Origin of the sequence: Nocardia sp. NPDC050175, assembly GCF_044459885.1 — a bacterium.
Taxonomy (GTDB): Bacteria; Actinomycetota; Actinomycetes; order Mycobacteriales; family Mycobacteriaceae; genus Nocardia.
The window spans coordinates 338,673-355,729 of sequence record NZ_JBITJI010000003.1 but is presented as its reverse complement, the minus strand read 5'-3'; the positions used below and the strand labels follow the sequence as shown (position 1 = coordinate 355,729).

The following is a 17,057-nucleotide window of genomic DNA, read 5'->3' as shown; positions in this document are numbered from 1 at the left end:
TCACTACACTCGCAAGTGTGACCATCCCCACAGAGTCGATCGGTAGCATTCCACGCCCCGAAGAGCTGCAGGCCGCGATGGCGGCGCACGCAGCAGGCAAGATCGATGACGCCGCGCTGGCCGAAGTTCAGCAGCGGGCTGTCAGTGACACTGTCCACCGACTAGAAGAGATAGGCTCGCCGGTCGTCACTGACGGCGAGCAGAGCAAACCGAGCTTTGTCACGTATCCGATCGCCGGGCTGAGCACGCTGGCGCCCGGGGGCGTGGCGATTCCGTTCGCCGACGGGCATCAGCGGCAGTTGCCGGTGATCACCGCCGGACCGTTCCGGTATCAGGCCCACGCGGTCGACTACCTGCGGGCGGCGCAGGCGCACGCGACCAAGCCGGTGAAGCAGGCGGTGATCGCGGCCTCGGCGATCAGCCTGCTGTATCCGGCCGAGCCGATCGAGGGCTATTCGCGAGAGGCCTTCCTCACCGACCTGATCGCCGAGGCCGAGGCCGACATTCGCGACTGCCTGGACGCCGGTGCGCCGGTGGTGCAGATCGATTTCACCGAGGGCAGGCTGTCGCTCAAACTCGATCCGAGCGGTGGGCTGCTCGACCAGTTCATCGAGCTGAACAACCTGGTGCTCGAACGTTTCTCGCCCGAGGAGCGGGCGCGGATCGGAGTGCACACATGTCCCGGCGGTGACCAGGATTCGACGCACAGCCTCGATGTCGACTACGCCGGGCTGCTGCCGAAGCTGTTGCAGCTCAAGGCAGGCAACTTCTACGTCCAGCTGGCCAGCGAGCCGGAGCCGGACAAGGTGCTTGCCGTTATCGCCGAGTACCTGCCCGCGGACGCGCGCGTCTTCGTCGGCGTCATCGATCCGATCGATCCGCGGGTCGAGACGCCGAAGGAGGTGCGCGACCGAGTGCTGGCCGCGGCCCGGCATCTGCCGGTCGACCGGTTGGGCACCTGCGACGACTGCGGGTTCTCCCCGTTCGCCGACGACACCTCGACGTCGCGGGATACCGCGTTCGCCAAGATCAAGGCGCGCATCGACGGCACCGCACTGGCCGCCGAGCAGCTGGGAGTCTGACACGAGACGACCCCCTGGCGGAGGTCGGTGCGCCGGAAATGTCGGTGGTCGGCATTAGGCTGAGCGACACAGCACACCGAGCCAGGGGGTCGCAGCGTGACGGTCAGCGGGGAGGTCGAGGCGGCGGAGGGGACGGACCCCGAGCTACTCGACCTGCAGGACGATATTTCGTTCGAGCTCGAGGAAGTCAACGAGCTGCTCGCCGAGTTGATCGCGCTGCAGGCCGACCGCAAGGCCAAGGATGGCGAGCTGCTGTCCTACCGGCTCGGCGTCACCGGCGAGCAACCCGAGACGCTGGCCAAGATCGGCGCGCGCTACGACCTGTCCCGCGACCGGATCCGGCAGCTGCACACCAAGGCCGTCGGCCAGCTGATCCGCAACGCTCAATTGAGCGGCCATCGGGCGGCGAATGTGTTCGCCAAGCGCTATCCGGTCGGCGCCCGCGACCAGCAGTTGGTCCGCGCGTTGCTGGTGGAGACCTACGCGACCGACACCGATATCGCGGCAAACGAGTTGTCCTACTTGAAGTTGCGACTGGCCGGGCACGCCGCCGAGGACGCCAAGCGGGTCGCCGGATTCGTGACGCAACGGATCGCGGCCTGGCAGAAGAAAACCAACCGCCGGCTGGCCAAACTGCGCGACGCGGAACCGCGCGCGACGAGTCAGCTGAATCCGTGGCTGGGGCAAGTGGATTGGCCAGGGTCGGGCACCCCGGACGCGCTGCCGGTGACCTCGGCCCGCACCGTCGACAGTGACGACGACGGCCGCGGACACTTCTATCTCGACAAGGTCGGGCGCGACGTCCCGTTCGACTCCGGGTTGGCGGCACGGCTGCTGTGGATCCTCAACGCGAGCGACCTCGTCGACTCATTCCAGGAACAACCGGCCGCCGTCGGCTTCGAGCTGAACGGCGCCGAGCACCTCGGCTACCCGAGCATCGCCGCCCGCCTCACCGACGGCCGGGTCGTGCTGATCGATGTGCAACCGCTCGGACACGTTGCCTTCCACGTCAATCGAACGAAGTCCGCCGCGGGCCGCGCCTATGCGCACGGCAAGGGCTGGGGCTGGCTCGTCTGGACCGGCAGCCTGCTCGGCCTCCCCGATCTGCTCGCCCGCAAGGTCGACGCGAGCAGTGCGGCGCGGCTGACCGAGCTGGTCGAGCACGGACCGGCACCGTGGTCGGCGATCCGGCAGGTCCGCGATGAGACCGGCCTGGAGCTGCTCGATTTCATCGCGCTGGTGCTGCGCAACGAATGGCGTTGGGACCGAGGCCCGTTCCGGCTCAGCGCACCACCATCGCGCCCGCGAGGAACGTGACGATCAGCATCATCGCGCAGCAGGTCACCAGCTGCCAGTGATTGATGGTCTGCTGCAGATGCTTGATGGTGTTGCGCAGCGAGGTATCCAGCCGGTGGTGGTCGTCGAGTTTGCGTCGCGCCTGCGCGAGTGAATCGGCCCGCTCCTGCGCTTCCTGCTCGGCCCGCTCCAACCGGGTGGTCAGCTTCATCAGGTGTTTCTGCTTGTCGCGCACGGTTTTCCGGGACAGGGCGAGCGTGGTGCGCTGGTTGACCAGCTCCTGGCGCTGCCGGGCGATGATCATCGCCTGCGTTTTCGTGTGGTGCTCCCAGTCGGCCACGGTCGCCCAACCTCCTGTCGTCACATCACGATATCCCCAGACGATGTCGCCGCTGACCCAGCCGTCGATGAAGTCGCGCAGCTCCAGTGGGTTTCTGCGCGGCGCGGCCACCGCGCTGTGCACGGTGTCCAGCACACCGGTCACCGTCTGGTAATCGCATGCGGGCGGGGCGAAATCGGCGACGCCGAGCGCGTGCAGATGGTCGACCCAGTAGCCGGGTGGGCACAGCCACAGCACGTCCTCGACGCCCGCGGCCCGCAACCGATCCGTATGTTCCTGCGCGAGAGCGCGTTCCAGCGCACCGCTACGCACCTCGATGACGAACTCGCGCTCACCCTTGCGCCAGTAGATGTCCACGGGCAGCCCATCCACCCGTCGATCCACCTCGGCCACGTCGGCGCCGTACGCCAGCAACCGGCCGCATACCCAGTATTTCAATCGCCGCATATCCCATTGCGCGGCGTCACATTCCGGACACTTACAGCCGTATCCGCCGGACAGCTTGCGGGCCCGGCCCGCACCGTCCGCTATACCCAATTCGGCGAGCATCGCCTGGCGACCGCAGGCGATCTCCGCCCGCTGCTTCGTTCTCACGCGACCACTCCCCTGCCCAAACCACCGCAGGTCTGGCGACCTACGCCATAGATCAAGAGTGCGTCAGACTCGCCAACCCCGCCAGTCCCCTTTACCCCGCGCCCGGGTGCGCCACACTGACAGATTTCCGGTGGAACGCCTGGTGTAGGCTGTGGCACAAGGAATTTCGCCGCAGCAGGCGGCCCCAACGACACGCATATGTCGGTGGATTGACAGTAACCGCCATCCTGCGACGTCGCCACGCCACGCGCCCATGTGCGCTGTCGCACGCTCTTCGGTCTGCCACCGGAGCGAGAAACGCTTAGGCTACGTCGGGGTGTGCCTCGGCTGGTTGCCGAAGGTAAGTAGATCTGTTCCGGACAAACCGGATCGCGTCGACCTCCGCCTGCACCGGTGTGGGGCGGCCCGCCTACGCTGCTTCGATCAGATAGCCGGGCGGATAGAATCGTCCAGCCGAGTGCGAGCTGGGCCGATACGGGGAAGTGGGTTACTGGATGGAGCACGGTCAAGAGACCGGCGAGTCGATCGGCGCGATGCTGTCGAGCATCGCGGCGGTTCTCCGTGAGGTCAGCGACAAACTGGACGCCGTGGCGGTCCGGGTCGACGGTGTCGACGGGATCAGTGTTGCGAGCGTGGTACCCGCTGACCGCAGCGTCGAGGCGCGACTGGCCAAGCTCGAGGCGTGGGCTTTCCGTGCCGGGCAGGACATTTCGGGCATCGACGGTCGACTGGAGAAGGTCGAATCCGGCAGTGGCCCGTCGCATGCCGCGCCGGAGACCGAGCGCGCCGAGCGTCCCCTACCGCGCGCCGCCTCTCGCCGGAACTCCGCGACGGTCGAGCAGAGCGTCCCGCCGCAGCGCGAATCCGTTGCCGCCACCGCCACTCCCATTCGGGAGAGCATCGGCACCCCGCACGACCTCGCCCGCGATAACACCACCGCGGCCCGCGAGAACGCCACCGCGACCAGGGAAAGCGTCTCGCGCCGCTACGAGGGCTCCCCCCGCGACACGACAACGGGCCGTGATTCCGCAGCGCACGAGGCGAACTCGCTGCCGCAGCGCAGTTTCAGCGCACCCGCGCCGACCCCGGCGCCAGCACCGAACTTCACCGCCCCCACCCCGCGCGAGCCGAGCCCGGCCCCCTCGACGAACTTCACCGCACCGACGCCGCGCGAACCACTGCCCGTCCGTCAGTCGAGCTTCACCACGCCGCGCGAACCGACCACCTCGTCGTACCAGAACTTCACCAGCCCGCACGAGAACCCGTATGAAAGCATGGTCCCCTCGTCGCCGGACAGCAGCGACTACAGCCGCGGCACGAACGGCTCCGCGGTGGAGACGAACGGCACCGCGCTGACCGGCGCGCACCGCGCCGACGAAGACTTGATCCCGGTCGACAACTCGCACGTCGACAAGCTGCAGGCGATGCTGGACGAACTGAAGAAGACCGCCGCCGCCCCGCTCGGCCGCTCCGATGTCTTCGGACCGCCTGCGACAGACCTGAATTCGAACAGCTACCAGCCCGAACGCAGCACCGAAACGCCGCGCGACTACCGGTTGTCCAGCCCGCCTAAGTAGCCTCGGCCGACCTGGTCAGGATCGTCTCGATCAGCTCGCGCAGCCAGCGATGCCCGCTGTCGGCGGTATTGCGTGGATGCCAGGCCATGCCGATCGAGACCTCCGGCAGCGGCAGCGGAATCTCGAACGCACACAACCCGAGCGCGGGCAGCGCCGACCTGCTCAGCAACGCGGGTCCGTGGCAGATCAGATCGCTGCCGTGCACCGCGAACAACGCGGTGGTCAGATTCGCCACCGTGGCGACCACCCGGCGGGTGCGACCGTGTAGCGCCAACCGGTCGTCGATCGGCCCGCGCGCGTGACCGTTGCGCGAAATGCTCAGGTGCGCGGCGGCCGCGAACCGGGCGACCGTCACCCGCTCGGTGACCAGCGGATGATCGGCGGCGGCGATCCCGATGATCCGATCGCCGAGCACGCGCCGCACCGTCGTCTCCGGATCGGTGTGGTCGATCACCCCCACCTCGATGTCGACCCGGCCGTCCCGCAGTGCCGCAGTGCCTTCGAGAGCGTCGGGCAGGAAGCGCAGCGTCACCCCCGGCGCCTGCGCGCGCACGGCGGCCAGCAGCGGCGCGGCGAGCTCGGTGAGCACCATGTCCCCCGCCTGCACCGCGAAGTTCCGCTTCAACGCACCGGGATCGATCGCGCCCTGCGGCGTCAGCAGCACCCGCCCCTGCTCCACCAGAGTGCCGACCTCGTAACGTAATTCCAGCGCACGCGGCGTCGGCACCAGGTGGCGACCGGCCCGCACCAGCAGCGGATCGTCGAGCACCCGGCGCAGCCTGGCCAGCGTCCGGCTCATCGCCGGAGCCGAGGTGTGCAGCCGTTCCGCCGCCCGGGTAACACTGTTCGTTTCCAGCAGCGCATCTAGCGCTACCAGCAGATTCATGTCCAGCGCCTCCATCATTGGATTATCACCAGCGCAATGACTGATTACCAACATTGCACTGGTGATAACGCCCGGCGCGTCTTAGCGTTGATCTCGACGGCGCCGTCCTGCCGAACCAAAACCCTTGTCGGAAGGACGCACAACTCATGTCCACAACGTTCGAACCGGGCGCTCAGCTCGCGGTACTCAGCCAGAGCGGCTGCACGCTGAACTTCTTCGACCTCACCACCCAGACTCGCACCGCACAGCTCGATGTCCTGCCCGAGGGCCACGAGTTGTGCTTCGACCCACGCACCCGGCTGCTGTACGCGAGCCACACCTACCGGTCGGGCGTCTGGCTCGCGCACGCGGCCGAGAGCCACGAGATCACCGTCGTCGATGTCGATTCGCACGAAATCGTCGACGTGCTCGACATTTCGCCGGAGCACGCGCCGCACGGGATGCACATCGACGGCGACGTGCTGTACGCCAGCGTCGAGGAGGGCCCCTCGGGTCCCGGCGGGCTGCTGGCGATCGATCTGCGCACTCGACGCCCGCTACACCGCGTCAGCGCGGACGCGGCGGTTCCGCATTGGGCGGTGCTCACCCCCGATGGGAAAAAGGCGTACACCACCAACAAGACGGCACCGTTCGTGTCGGTCCTCGACCCGACCGGGGAACGGGAGACGCGACGAATCGCGGTGTCGGGCAGCGAGGGTCTGGCGCTGTCGCCGGACGGTGCCCGGTTGTTCGTTGCCACGCCCGCACTGTCGCTGACGCCGGATCCCGCGGCGGAGTACGCGATGCTGGTGATCGATGTCGGCACCGACACGGTGGTGCACAGCTTCCCGACGGCGAATGCGCCGAGCGCGGTGCATGTCACCAGCACCGGCAAGCTGCTGGTCGGTCAGTGGCGCGGCGACGACGGTCTGCTCTCCATCTACGACGCCACGACCTACGAGCCGCTCGGGCACACCGAGGTCGGCAAGGCTCCGCTCAACATCTGTGCGACCCCGGACGGCGCAACGGGTTTCGTGAGCAACCTGATGTCCGGCACCGTGAGCGTGGTCGATCTCGACCGCTGCGCGGTGCGGGCCACCCTGGCGATCGACACGTCAGGCGACCAAGGTGCGCACGGAATCGCCTACATCCCCGCGGGCTGAATCCGCTTACTTGCCTTGCGAACCGTGCAGCAGGTCGGTGGGCACGCCCGTGCTCAGGCCGTGTGTCCTCGGCACATCATGCGACCCGGCGCTCAGGTCGTTTTCCCCGGGCAGACCGGTGCTCAAGTCATGTGACTTGGGCACCCCGAGGTCCGGTGTCCGTGGCGCACCGAGGCTCGGGCCGGGCGCGGCCACCTCGGCGTGCTCGACCGGGTAGGCCGGCGGCGCGGACTCGTGCCTGGTGGTCAGCCCGCGGTAGGACTCGGGCCGGACCGTGCGGAACCATTGCGCCGCACGGGTTCGCAGCGGCAACCGGAACTTCAGGTCGGCCAGCATCTCGTCGACGTTGCGGATAGAGAAGGGCGTGATCGCGGTGCCGTGCGCGTGATGGCCGCGGGTACGTTCCTCCATCCAGCGCAGCCGGGCATCGATCTGTTCGCTGAGCGCGTCGCGAGGCGGCAGGTCGAGCTGATTGGTCAGCAGTGCGGCGGTCCAGTGCGCACCGACCTCGGCGTTGAGGGTGCTGATCACCGACGAGTTGTAGCCGGCGAAGGTCAGATTCGGCACGTCGAGCGGCAGGATCTGCCGGTGCAGGCGGAAGTTGCCGTGCTCGTCGGTGAGCCTGCGCTGCACATACGGGGTCAGGAACGGCACCCGCTGCTGGAATCCGGTGGCGCAGACGACGATGTCGGCCGGGATCTGGTGACCGTTCGCCAGCTGCACCGCGGGCGCTTCGCCGCCGCCACCACGCATTTCGGTAATGGTGGTGTCGCGCTGCACGACGATCCGGCCGTTGGCGACCTGCTCGTAGAAGTTCTCGGTGGCGAGGCTGACGGTGCTCTCGGCGATCTCTTCGAACCGGCCCTCCGGCAGCAGCCCGAGCTCACGCAGGTTCATGTGCTTGGTGGCGAGCTCCTGGATCAGGTCGAGATTGGCGACCCGGAACGAAACGCCGGGGCCGTCCAGGTAGCGGTCCATCCGACCGGGTTCCAGGTGGTGGAAGTGCGCCTCGCCGAAGCGGGTCAGCATCAGCCGCTCGTAGTCGAGCACCCGCGCCATCTTGCGCGGCATCTTCCACAGCAGCCGCCGCGCCACCACGGTGGTCGAACCGGCGACATCGCTGACGGCTTCGGCGATGTCGCAGGCCGACTTGCCGTAGCCGACGACAACGACGGACTTACCGCGCACCGCTTCGACATCCAGGAATTCCGAGACGTGCCCCATCTGGCCGCCCGCGGCACGGAACAGCTCGATACCGCGGAAGTCCGGGATCGCAGGCTCGCTGAACACCCCGTTGGCGATGACCAGGTGATCGCAGGAGGTCCGATGTATACCGGCCTGATCGCGGATCTCCAGCAGCCAGCCACTGTCCACCGGATCCGCGGCGACGACCTCGGTGCTGAGCCGAAGGTGCGGGCGCAGACCGAAGTGGTCGGCGTAGGCGGCCAGATACGCCTGCATCTGTTCGCCGTCGAGCACCTTCGGGTAATCCGACGGCATCGGGAAGTCGGAGAAGTGATAGGTGTTCTTGGAATTCTGGGTTCGCAGCCCCGGGTACCTGCGGGTCGCACTCCACACGCCACCGACATCGGGCGCACGGTCGAAGATCTCGACCGGAAAACCCTTCTGGATCAGCACTTTCGCGCAGGCAAGACCTGCGATACCCGCACCAACGATCGCGATGCGGTTTCCGCTCGTCATGCGCAGGAGATTACGTCGCTTACGGCGCACAGCAAAGTCGGTTGCCCTGATCGGCGATTCACAGTAGTGCCGAATCCACCGGGGCACCCGCCAGATCGACCGGCAAATCCTGCACGCCGCGGATCAGAATGCTCTCACGCCAGCGCAGTTCCTCGTCGCCGACGGCCAGGCGCAGCTCGGGGCAGCGCGCGACCAGGCGGGTCAGCGCGATACGAGCTTCCATGCGGGCCAGGCCCGCGCCGAGGCAGTAGTGGATGCCGTAGCCGAAGGCCATGTGATTACTCGGCCGGTCCGGATCGAAGGCCGCCGGATCGGCGAAATGACGTTCGTCACGGTTGGCGGAGCCGAGCGCCACCATGACCAGTTCACCCGCGGGGATTTCGGTGCCGCCGAGGGCGATCGGGGCGGTGGTGTAGCGCAGCGTCGCGATGTTCACCGGTCCGTTGTGCCGCAGCACCTCCTCGATCAGCGGCGCGACGGCGTCCGGATCGTCGCGCAGTGCGCGGTAGCGCGGCGGATCGGTCAGCAGGGTGAGCACGGTGTTACCGATCAGGTTGACCGTCGTCTCGTGCCCGGCGACCAGGATCAGGAACGCCATCGAGATCAGTTCGTCGTGGCTGAGCCGATCGCCGTCGTCGGTGACGGTGAGCAGGTGCGAGATCAGGTCGTCGCCGAGGCCGTGTTCGCGGCGCATGGCGACCAGGCCGTCGAAGTAGTCGACGATGGCGTCGGTCGCCTTGCGCATGCCCTCGGGAGTCGACATCGAGGTGTCGACCACGGCGGCGGACCACTCGCGGAACGCCTCGCGATCCTCGACGGGCACGCCGAGCAGTTCACAGATCACTGTGATGGGGAGCGGAAAGGCGTACTCCTCCAGCAGATCCACCGGGCCCGCGGCGAGGTCGATCCGGTCGAGGAGTTCGTCGGCGATGGACTCCACCCGGGACGCGAGCGCGTCCATCCTGGCGGGCGCGAACGCGGGGGTGACCAGTTTGCGCAGCCGCGAGTGGCGCGGCGGATCGGCGTTGAGCAGGTGATAGCTCAATCGCTGATTGGCCGCGGTGACACCGCTGCTGCCCGCGGCGGTCTGCCTGGCCTGCGCGCCGGTCGCGGAGTGCGGGTCCTTGCGGATATCGGGATGCCGCAGCACCTCTCTGGCCGCGTCGTAGTCGACGACCAGCCAGGCGCGCACGCCGTTGCGCAGGCTGATCTGGTGCACGGGGCCCTCCGCGCGCAGCTGCCGGTAGAAGGCATACGGCGTACGAAAGAAGTCCGCTGGCAGCTGTCTCATCTACGCTGGCCTCCACGTTTCGCGAGTGTCGTTGCGGCCGTTCGATCGTGACACGCGCCACCATTCGTGGCGAGTGCCGATGCCGCTATCGTCCGGCCGATCGCGGTTGCCGATCGCCGCCGCATACAGAAGGCCGCACGCTTTCTGATTCCCGGCACCAGGATTCGCATGCGATTCCGGGTGCCGGAAATCAAGAGGCGTGCGTCGCATCAAGAGGGGGCCCGATCCGCGGCGAACGGGCGGTTCGATTCGCCGCGCGCGACCCCCGTTACCCCGCTACCCTGCGCAGATGAGTTCGATCGCGCCCATCCTGCGGGGCGCCCGGATCGCGAACTCGTTCGCGTTCGGGTTGCAGGGGTTCTTCTTCGCCGTGGTGCTGACCCAGTTGCCGCAGCAGAAGGACAAGTTCGGGCTGTCCGACGGGTTGATCGTCGGCTCGGTGGTGCTGGTGTCGCTGCTCGCCGGCGGTGGCAGCGTGGCGGCGGAACAGTTGGCGCTGCGCTGGTCCAGCCGGGTGACGGTGCGGATCGGGTTGTTGCTCATCGCGATCACCGGTACCGCGGTCGCGTTCGCGCCGAACACGGCGGTGCTGCTGATCGGGCTGAGCTGCTACGGGATCGCGGTCGGCATCGTCGACGCGAGCACCAATATGCAGGCGGTGTTCATTCAGCACGGGTACGGGAAGTTCGTGCTGTCCTCGTTCTATGCGGCGTGGAGTGCGGGGTCGATCACCGGCGCGCTGTTCGTGTCGGGGTGCGAGGCCCTGGAGGTGACGCTGCGCGAGTCGCTGCTCGGGGCGGCGGGCATCGTGCTCGTTATCGGGTTGGTGCTCGGACCGCGGCTGCTGGGACCCCAGGAGGCCGAAGCCGGTCCGGCCGAGGAGGTCGCGGAACCCGCGCCGGTCACGTTCCGCGCGTATTGGATGTTCGGTATCGCGATGGCGTTGGTGTTTGCCATCGATTTGGCCGTCGGTAACTGGTCGGCGCTGTTCCTGACCGATGACCTGCTCGCCAGTTCGGCGACGGCGGCCTTGGGGCTGGCCGCTTACCAAGGCACGTCACTTGTCGCGCGGCTCACCGGCGATCTGTTCGTGCGCCGGTTCGGACCGCGGCGCGTGGTGCGCACGGCGGCGGCCATCGGTGTGGTCGGATTGGCGACCGTGATCGCCGCGCCCGGGCCGATCGTCGCGATCGTCGGCTTCCTGATCGCGGGCGTCGGCATGCCGGTGATCGCGCCGCTCTGTTTCAGCGAGGCCGGGCAGTTGACCAGCGGTCGTGGTCTGGACGCGCTCATCGCCCGACTGAATCTGTTCAATTACGCAGGCACTTTGGTGGGTGGCGGGGTGGTCGGCGCGGTCGCGGCGGGCTTCGGGCATCGGATCGGATTCGTGATTCCGCTGGTGTTCGCGGCGGCGCTGATCGGGTTGGCGCGGGTGTTCCACGCGCGGCCTGAAGCAGACAAACATCCCACCTCTCCCGGCGATCATGCTCTACTGGACCTATGAGCAACATCCCAGTCACCGTCGACCGGGCCGGCCTGTGGGACGCCGAAGAACTCAGTGACGTTGCGGCCGCGACCTTTCCCCTCGCCTGTCCGCCCGAGGCGACCGCCGACGATATCGACATCTTCATCACCGAGGCGCTGTCCGGGGAACGGTTCGGCGAGTATCTGAGTGATCCGGCCAGGATCGTGCTCAAGGCCGTCGCGGGCGATGAGATCGTCGGCTACGCGATGCTGATCGCGGGCGAGCCTGCGGATCCGGCGGTGGCCGAGATGGTGCACCTGCGACCCGTCGTGGAGATCAACAAGATGTATGTGATGCCGGGCCATCACGGCAGCGGGGTGTCGACCGCGCTGATGCACGCGTGTTTGGAGCGGGCACGGGAGGGCGAGTTTGCCGGGGTGTGGCTCGGTGTCAGCCAGGAGAATGCGCGGGCTCGGCGGTTCTACGAGAAGCACGGATTCAGCTCGGTCGGCACCAAGACCAACACCGTCGGCAATCAACGCCACGATGACTTCGTGATGCGGTTAGCCTTCTAACTCACTCCACGCTGGGTTCATTTCACGAAATCCACCAGCGCACTGTGGAACTCCGGCGCGATCACGGCCATCAGATGGTCGCCCGGCACCACGGTGAGCTTGCCGTTGGGCAGCGCGTCGGCAAGGCGTTCCGGCTCGGCGGCGAACGGATCGCTGTCGCCCGCGAGCACCAGCGTCGGCACGGTGACATCGGCCAGACCGTCGATCGGCCGAGAATCGAGTCCGATCGCGACCGCCTGAATCGCCTGCCGATCGGCATGCACCGCGTCCGCGAGAATCCGGAACATCATCGCGGCGGACGGCGCGCCCTCGTTGTCGTCCCCCATCGCGGTCTGCAGATCGGTCAACTCGACAACCCGCCGGTCGACACCACCGCAATCGAGCACCCCCGAACCGATCCCGCCGATGACCAACCGCTCGACCCGCTCATCGGCGGCGGCAACCAGCAGCGAGATGATCGCGCCCATCGAATAACCCACCTGCACAACACGATCGAACCCGAGCTCGTCATACAAGGCACTCACGTCCTTGGCCATGAACTCCCACGAGTACTGCGCCGAATCGTGCGGCTTCGCCGAGCGCCCGTGCCCGCGCGCATCGAGCGACACCACCGTGCGCCCGGCCGCCTGCAGCGCGCCGACCACACCCGCGCTCATCCAATTCGCATTGGTATCCGCGACCACCCCGTGCTGCAACACGACGGGAACGCCCTCGCCCTCCCACACCCGATAGTTGAGCTCCAGGCCGTCCCACGTCTTGAACTTCGTCATGACCGGATCGTAGCGGCGGTCGAGCCGCCACCGCCCTGACTGAATCAGCCGAGCAGCTTGGCCTTCAGCGCCGCGATGTCACCGTCGGTCAGCTTCAGTCCGTCGCGGACGTAGTTGTCGAAGCTGCCGTAGGTCTGGTTCGCCTGGTCGAAAGCGGCGTCGAGCCACGGCTGTTGGACGCCGTTGATCGTGTCGTTCGGGGCGGCGTTGCGGTACTGGTTGGACAGCAGGTAGTCCTGGTTGACGGTGTCGCGGTCGACGCCGAGGACGGTGAGCAGGACGGCGGCGGTCCAGCCGGTGCGGTCCTTGCCCGCAGTGCAGTGGAACAGCACCGAGCCGTCGGTGTTGATGATGTCGCGCAGCACCGAGGCGAAGGCCTGGTTGGCGCCGGGGGCGGTGATGAACGCGCGGTAGAGGCTGTCGCCGCCGGTGAGGGTGCTGGCCAGCACCGCGGGCGGGGCCTGGCCGATCACGTCGTCCCAGTTCGCGGTCGCGCCGGCGGGCACCTTGTCCGGGCCGAGCGTGCGCTCGTAGACCGTGCGCAGATCGTCGACGACGCGGACCTGGCGACCGGACAGTTCGGCGAGGTCGGCCGGGGTCGCGTTGTTCAACTGACCGGTGCGGTAGACGAGGCCGGTGCGCACGGTCTTGCCGGTGGCGGTCCGGTATCCGCCGATGTCGCGAGCATTCTGCACGCCCTGCAGGTTCAGCGAACGGTCGAACGCGGCGGCCGAGGCGGCGGGCGGCTCGGCGAGCGCGGCACCGGTCACCGGCCCGAAGGCGACGGCCAGTCCGGCGGCCAGCGCGATCGGGGTGCGAAGCGAGCGGGTCATGCGAGTGCTCCAATCATCGGTTCCCCCGAGACCCCAGCAAACCAAATGAAACATCAGCAGTTCAAACCAGGGGGGTTTACGCGGTGACCTCGAACCGGGACAGCGCGAGCAACCGCGAAATCGCGCGCAGGTACTTCTTGCGGTACCCGCCGTCGAGCATCTCCTGCGAGAAGATCTGATCCAGCTTGGCACCCGAAACCGTGACCGGGATGCTCGCGTCGTAGAGCCGGTCGGCCAGCACGACGATGCGCAACGCCACGGCCTGATCGGTGACCGGATGCACGTTCGCGATGAACACCGCCGACACTCCCGCGATCAGCGCACCGAACTTCGACGGGTGCAGCGTGCTCAGGTGCTTCAGCAACTCGTCGAAGTCGTCGAGCGTGGAACCCGGTGTGGCAGCGGCCCGTTCGGTCAGCAGCGCCGACGAGGTCGGCTCCGGTGCGGGCGGCAGATCGCGGTGCCGGTAGTCCGGGCCGTCGACCCGAACGGGCTCGAAGATCGAGCCGAGCTTCTTGATCTCCCGCAGGAAATCCTGTGCGGCGAAACGACCTTCGCCCAGCTGACCCGGCAGCGTGTTGGACGTCGCGGCGATCGAAACGCCCTTCGCGGACAGCTCGGTCAGCAGCCGCGAGACCAGCATGGTGTCGCCGGGATCGTCGAGCTCGAACTCGTCGATGCACAGCACACTGTTCGCCGACAGCCGCTCCACCGCGTTGCTGAACCCAAGGGCGCCAACGAGATTGGTGAGCTCGCCGAAGGTGCCGAACGACTTCGGCGCTGGCGCGCTGTGGAAGATCGAGGCGAGCAGGTGGGTCTTGCCGACGCCGAACCCGCCGTCCAGATACAGCCCCGCCCCGGACACCTGCTTCTTCTTGCCGAACAGGCTCTTCTTGTTCACCGCCTGATGGATCTTGGCGACCTCGCCGGCGAACTCCTCGGCCTTGCGCACCGCCGCCGCCTGGCTCGGCTCCTTGGGGTCCGGAATGTAGGAGGCGAAGCTGACGTCGTCGAACATCGGCGGGGGCACCATCTGGGCGACGAGCTGGTCGGCCGGAACCTCAGGGTGGCGGTCGACGAGGCGTTCTTGCATGACGGAAGCCTAATGACGTGGTGAGATCTACCTCTATGCAGCGTATCCACAATGCGATCCAGCTCACAGACCTGAGACCGGACGAGCTCGCGCAGTTGTACGCGTACCCGGCCGACCTTCGCGAACCCTGGGTCCGCGCGAATTTCGTGTCCAGCATCGACGGCGCCGCGACCAGCGACGGTCAATCCGAGGGCCTCGGCACGCCGGCGGACAAAGCGGTGTTCCTGATGCTGCGGGAACTGGCCGATGTGGTGCTCGTCGGCGCGGGCACGGTCCGCTCGGAGAATTACGGTGGCGCCAGGACCGATCCGCAACGCCGTCGCGCGCTGCACGAGCGCGGCATGGGCGGTCATCCGGACGGCGCGGCCCCGCCGATCGCGGTGGTCACCGCGAGCGCGGCGATCGACCTCGGTGCCCGGTTGCTCACCGATACGACCGTCCCGCCCTTGATCATCACCACGACCACCGCCCCCGCCGACCGCAAGCAGCAACTGACCGACGCGGGCGCGGAAGTGATCGAGGCGGGCGACCTCGCGGTGACCCCGAAGGCCCTGCTGCGCGTGCTGGCCGAGCGCCGATTACACCGGGTGCTGTGTGAGGGCGGCCCGCACCTATTCGGTGAGCTGCTGGCCGCCGACGCGGTCGACGAGCTCTGCCTGACCACCGCACCCGTGCTGGTCGGCGGCACGGCCCGGCGAATTTCGCTGTCCGCGCACGAGTTCCACCACCCCATGTCCCGCGCGCATATCTTGCTCGACAACGACGGCACGATGCTGACCCGATGGGCCCGTGCATGAAACAACTGCCCGAACCTGGCAGGCTGTAGCGCATGCGCTGGACTCGGGCCGTCGTGCTGGCCGCGACACTCTCGACAATGATCGCCGGATGCGGGGCGGGACCCTCCGACCGTCCCGGCGTCGCCGTCGAGCGCCAACGGGTCGGTGGCGTCGCCACGCCCGCGGTCATCCCGGTTCCGCCGCCGAGCGCCGAGCTGCCGAAGACCGACCTGGCGTGGAAAGACTGCACCACCCCGACGCTGGATCTGCTCGGCCTCGGTCCCGCCCCCGCGGGCCTGGTGCTCGAATGCGCGGAATACACGACCCCGATCGACGCGAGCGGCGGCGTGCTCGGCAACTTCCGCGCCGCGGCGATCCGAGCCCGGCTGCCCCAGACCCCGGCCGACGCCGCCCCGCTGATCCTCACCTCCGGCGCGGACCGCTCCTCCACCGCCACCCTCGCCGGACTGGCCGCCGGACCGGCGAGCGCGCTGCTGGCCGCGCGCCCGATCGTCGCGGTGGACCGGCGCGGCATCGGCAGCTCACAGCCGATCGACTGCCTGCCGCCCGAAGTCCGCAAGGGCCTCGCCGACAACGCCCAATTCGGCCCTGGCGCAAACGATCCCGTCGAGGCGATGACCACGTTCAGCCAGGACGGCACCATCGCCTGCCGCGATTTCCTGCAACCCTACGAGGGCGCCTTCGACGCACAGCACGCCGCCGACGACATCGAACAGCTGCGCAAGCAGTGGCAGGTCGACCACGTCGCGCTGCTCGGCTCGGGCAACGGCGCGAAGGTCGCGCTCAGCTACGCCCGCAAGTACGGCGATCATCTGGCCCGGCTCGTCGTCGACTCCCCCGAGGCCGTCGGCGCGGACGCCATCACCCGGGCCGAGCAGCAATTGGAGGGCGCGGAGGCGGCGTTGACCGCATTCGCCCAGCGCTGCACCGGGATCAGCTGTTCGCTCGGCGCGGACCCGCGCGCGGCAATCACCGAGCTGGTGAACCGGGCCGGTTCCGGTGGGCTCGGCGACATCTCGGCCAACGCGCTACTCACCGCGGTCATCGGTTTCCTCGGCAGCCCGCGCGCCGACCAGGCCAATCGGGTCCGCGAACTCGCCGACGCGCTGTCGGCGGCGGGGCGCGGCGACCGCGGGACGCTCGCCACTCTGATCCAGCGCGAGTCCGCGGCGATCGGCGGCGACGGCCAATTCGTCAACCGCTGCACCGACACTCAGCAGCCGCCCACGCCGACCAAGGCCAAGGAACTGATGGGCACCTGGGGCACCAAGTACCCGGTGTTCGGCAAGAACATGGCGATCGGGCTGATGGAATGCGCGGCCTGGCCGGTGTCCGCCCCGCCCCCGATGCCGGACAAGCTCAACATTCCGGTGCTGGTGCTCGGCGGTATCGCCGATCCGGTGGTCGGCAACGCGGGACAGGCCTCGGTCGCCGGTGCGCTCGGTGCGGCGGGCGCGCGGCAAGCGGGTGTCACCTGGCAGGGCTGGGGTCACCCGGTGTCCACGCACTCGACTTGCGCGCAGCGCACCGTGGTCGACTATGTGAAGGACGCGAAACTGCCCGCCGACGGGACCGCCTGCCCGGCCTGACCCGGCGGCCCGAATAGCGCTTCTAG

General features: G+C 68.0%; 15 protein-coding genes. 8 read left to right on the top strand and 7 right to left on the bottom strand.

Annotated features, from left to right (window positions below; genetic code table 11):
• Window positions 1–17 precede the first annotated feature (17 nt).
• Complete coding sequence (locus ACIBK2_RS12570; RefSeq protein WP_396966528.1) at window positions 18–1,082, top strand: cobalamin-independent methionine synthase II family protein; 1,065 nt, start codon at window positions 18–20, stop codon at window positions 1,080–1,082.
• 96 nt (window positions 1,083–1,178) lie between these two features.
• Window positions 1,179–2,399, top strand: coding sequence for a sigma factor-like helix-turn-helix DNA-binding protein (locus ACIBK2_RS12565; RefSeq protein WP_396966526.1), 1,221 nt, complete (start codon window positions 1,179–1,181; stop codon window positions 2,397–2,399).
• Here ACIBK2_RS12565 and ACIBK2_RS12560 read toward each other — a convergent pair.
• Window positions 2,365–3,312 carry a hypothetical protein gene (locus tag ACIBK2_RS12560; RefSeq protein WP_396966524.1) on the bottom strand — a complete coding sequence of 316 codons (948 nt, stop codon included), beginning with the start codon at window positions 3,310–3,312 and terminating at the stop codon, window positions 2,365–2,367. The genes ACIBK2_RS12565 and ACIBK2_RS12560 overlap by 35 nt on opposite strands.
• A gap of 494 nt (window positions 3,313–3,806) precedes the next feature.
• Between ACIBK2_RS12560 and ACIBK2_RS12555 the strand changes: the two genes are divergently transcribed.
• Window positions 3,807–4,889, top strand: coding sequence for a hypothetical protein (locus tag ACIBK2_RS12555; RefSeq protein WP_396966522.1), 1,083 nt, complete (start codon window positions 3,807–3,809; stop codon window positions 4,887–4,889).
• On the opposite strand, the gene ACIBK2_RS12550 is transcribed toward ACIBK2_RS12555, so the two are convergent.
• A complete protein-coding gene (locus ACIBK2_RS12550; RefSeq protein ID WP_379287233.1) occupies window positions 4,882–5,790 on the bottom strand; it encodes a LysR family transcriptional regulator in 909 nt (302 codons plus the stop codon). The genes ACIBK2_RS12555 and ACIBK2_RS12550 overlap by 8 nt on opposite strands.
• 131 nt (window positions 5,791–5,921) lie before the next feature.
• On the opposite strand from ACIBK2_RS12550, the gene ACIBK2_RS12545 reads away from it, so the two are divergent.
• A complete protein-coding gene (locus tag ACIBK2_RS12545) occupies window positions 5,922–6,917 on the top strand; it encodes a YncE family protein (RefSeq protein ID WP_396966519.1) in 996 nt (331 codons plus the stop codon).
• A gap of 6 nt (window positions 6,918–6,923) precedes the next feature.
• On the opposite strand, the gene ACIBK2_RS12540 is transcribed toward ACIBK2_RS12545, so the two are convergent.
• Together ACIBK2_RS12540 and ACIBK2_RS12535 are read right to left on the bottom strand one after the other, a co-directional pair.
• Complete coding sequence (locus ACIBK2_RS12540) at window positions 6,924–8,618, bottom strand: flavin-containing monooxygenase (RefSeq protein WP_396966517.1); 1,695 nt, start codon at window positions 8,616–8,618, stop codon at window positions 6,924–6,926.
• A gap of 58 nt (window positions 8,619–8,676) precedes the next feature.
• The gene (locus ACIBK2_RS12535; protein WP_396966515.1) at window positions 8,677–9,909 is read right to left on the bottom strand and encodes a cytochrome P450; all 1,233 of its coding nucleotides are present in this window, start codon (window positions 9,907–9,909) and stop codon (window positions 8,677–8,679) included.
• A 289-nt stretch (window positions 9,910–10,198) separates the two neighbouring features.
• On the opposite strand from ACIBK2_RS12535, the gene ACIBK2_RS12530 reads away from it, so the two are divergent.
• Together ACIBK2_RS12530 and ACIBK2_RS12525 are read left to right on the top strand one after the other, a co-directional pair.
• A complete protein-coding gene (locus ACIBK2_RS12530; RefSeq protein WP_396966513.1) occupies window positions 10,199–11,413 on the top strand; it encodes an MFS transporter in 1,215 nt (404 codons plus the stop codon).
• The gene (locus tag ACIBK2_RS12525) at window positions 11,410–11,949 is read left to right on the top strand and encodes a GNAT family N-acetyltransferase (RefSeq protein ID WP_396966511.1); all 540 of its coding nucleotides are present in this window, start codon (window positions 11,410–11,412) and stop codon (window positions 11,947–11,949) included. Before ACIBK2_RS12530 ends, ACIBK2_RS12525 begins: the two co-directional genes overlap by 4 nt.
• 17 nt (window positions 11,950–11,966) lie before the next feature.
• On the opposite strand, the gene ACIBK2_RS12520 is transcribed toward ACIBK2_RS12525, so the two are convergent.
• From ACIBK2_RS12520 to zapE, 3 genes are all read right to left on the bottom strand, one after another.
• Entirely contained in the window at window positions 11,967–12,719 is a 753-nt protein-coding gene (locus ACIBK2_RS12520) for an alpha/beta fold hydrolase (protein ID WP_396966509.1), read from the bottom strand.
• 44 nt (window positions 12,720–12,763) lie between these two features.
• Window positions 12,764–13,552 (bottom strand): tyrosine-protein phosphatase, encoded by a 789-nt coding sequence (locus ACIBK2_RS12515; RefSeq protein ID WP_396966507.1) that lies wholly within the window; start codon window positions 13,550–13,552, stop codon window positions 12,764–12,766.
• Between the two features lie 76 nt (window positions 13,553–13,628).
• A complete protein-coding gene (zapE, locus tag ACIBK2_RS12510; RefSeq protein ID WP_396966505.1) occupies window positions 13,629–14,645 on the bottom strand; it encodes a cell division protein ZapE in 1,017 nt (338 codons plus the stop codon).
• A gap of 35 nt (window positions 14,646–14,680) precedes the next feature.
• Here zapE and ACIBK2_RS12505 point away from each other — a divergent pair, with 35 nt between their 5' ends.
• A complete protein-coding gene (locus tag ACIBK2_RS12505) occupies window positions 14,681–15,442 on the top strand; it encodes a pyrimidine reductase family protein (RefSeq protein ID WP_396966503.1) in 762 nt (253 codons plus the stop codon).
• A gap of 32 nt (window positions 15,443–15,474) precedes the next feature.
• The gene (locus tag ACIBK2_RS12500; protein WP_396966501.1) at window positions 15,475–17,031 is read left to right on the top strand and encodes an alpha/beta hydrolase; all 1,557 of its coding nucleotides are present in this window, start codon (window positions 15,475–15,477) and stop codon (window positions 17,029–17,031) included.
• The last annotated feature ends 26 nt before the right edge of the window (window positions 17,032–17,057 follow it).

What these genes read in the sequence shown, in the direction of transcription:
- ACIBK2_RS12555 (WP_396966522.1), top strand. Translation starts at nt 3,807, where the DNA reads ATGGAGCACGGTCAAGAGACCGGCGAGTCGATCGGCGCGATGCTGTCG.
- ACIBK2_RS12545 (WP_396966519.1), top strand. Translation starts at nt 5,922, where the DNA reads ATGTCCACAACGTTCGAACCGGGCGCTCAGCTCGCGGTACTCAGCCAG.
- ACIBK2_RS12530 (WP_396966513.1), top strand. Translation starts at nt 10,199, where the DNA reads ATGAGTTCGATCGCGCCCATCCTGCGGGGCGCCCGGATCGCGAACTCG.
- ACIBK2_RS12525 (WP_396966511.1), top strand. Translation starts at nt 11,410, where the DNA reads ATGAGCAACATCCCAGTCACCGTCGACCGGGCCGGCCTGTGGGACGCC.
- ACIBK2_RS12520 (WP_396966509.1), bottom strand. Translation starts at nt 12,719, where the DNA reads ATGACGAAGTTCAAGACGTGGGACGGCCTGGAGCTCAACTATCGGGTG.
- ACIBK2_RS12515 (WP_396966507.1), bottom strand. Translation starts at nt 13,552, where the DNA reads ATGACCCGCTCGCTTCGCACCCCGATCGCGCTGGCCGCCGGACTGGCC.
- ACIBK2_RS12550 (WP_379287233.1), bottom strand. Translation starts at nt 5,790, where the DNA reads ATGGAGGCGCTGGACATGAATCTGCTGGTAGCGCTAGATGCGCTGCTG.
- ACIBK2_RS12500 (WP_396966501.1), top strand. Translation starts at nt 15,475, where the DNA reads ATGCGCTGGACTCGGGCCGTCGTGCTGGCCGCGACACTCTCGACAATG.
- ACIBK2_RS12505 (WP_396966503.1), top strand. Translation starts at nt 14,681, where the DNA reads ATGCAGCGTATCCACAATGCGATCCAGCTCACAGACCTGAGACCGGAC.
- ACIBK2_RS12535 (WP_396966515.1), bottom strand. Translation starts at nt 9,909, where the DNA reads ATGAGACAGCTGCCAGCGGACTTCTTTCGTACGCCGTATGCCTTCTAC.
- ACIBK2_RS12540 (WP_396966517.1), bottom strand. Translation starts at nt 8,618, where the DNA reads ATGACGAGCGGAAACCGCATCGCGATCGTTGGTGCGGGTATCGCAGGT.
- zapE (WP_396966505.1), bottom strand. Translation starts at nt 14,645, where the DNA reads ATGCAAGAACGCCTCGTCGACCGCCACCCTGAGGTTCCGGCCGACCAG.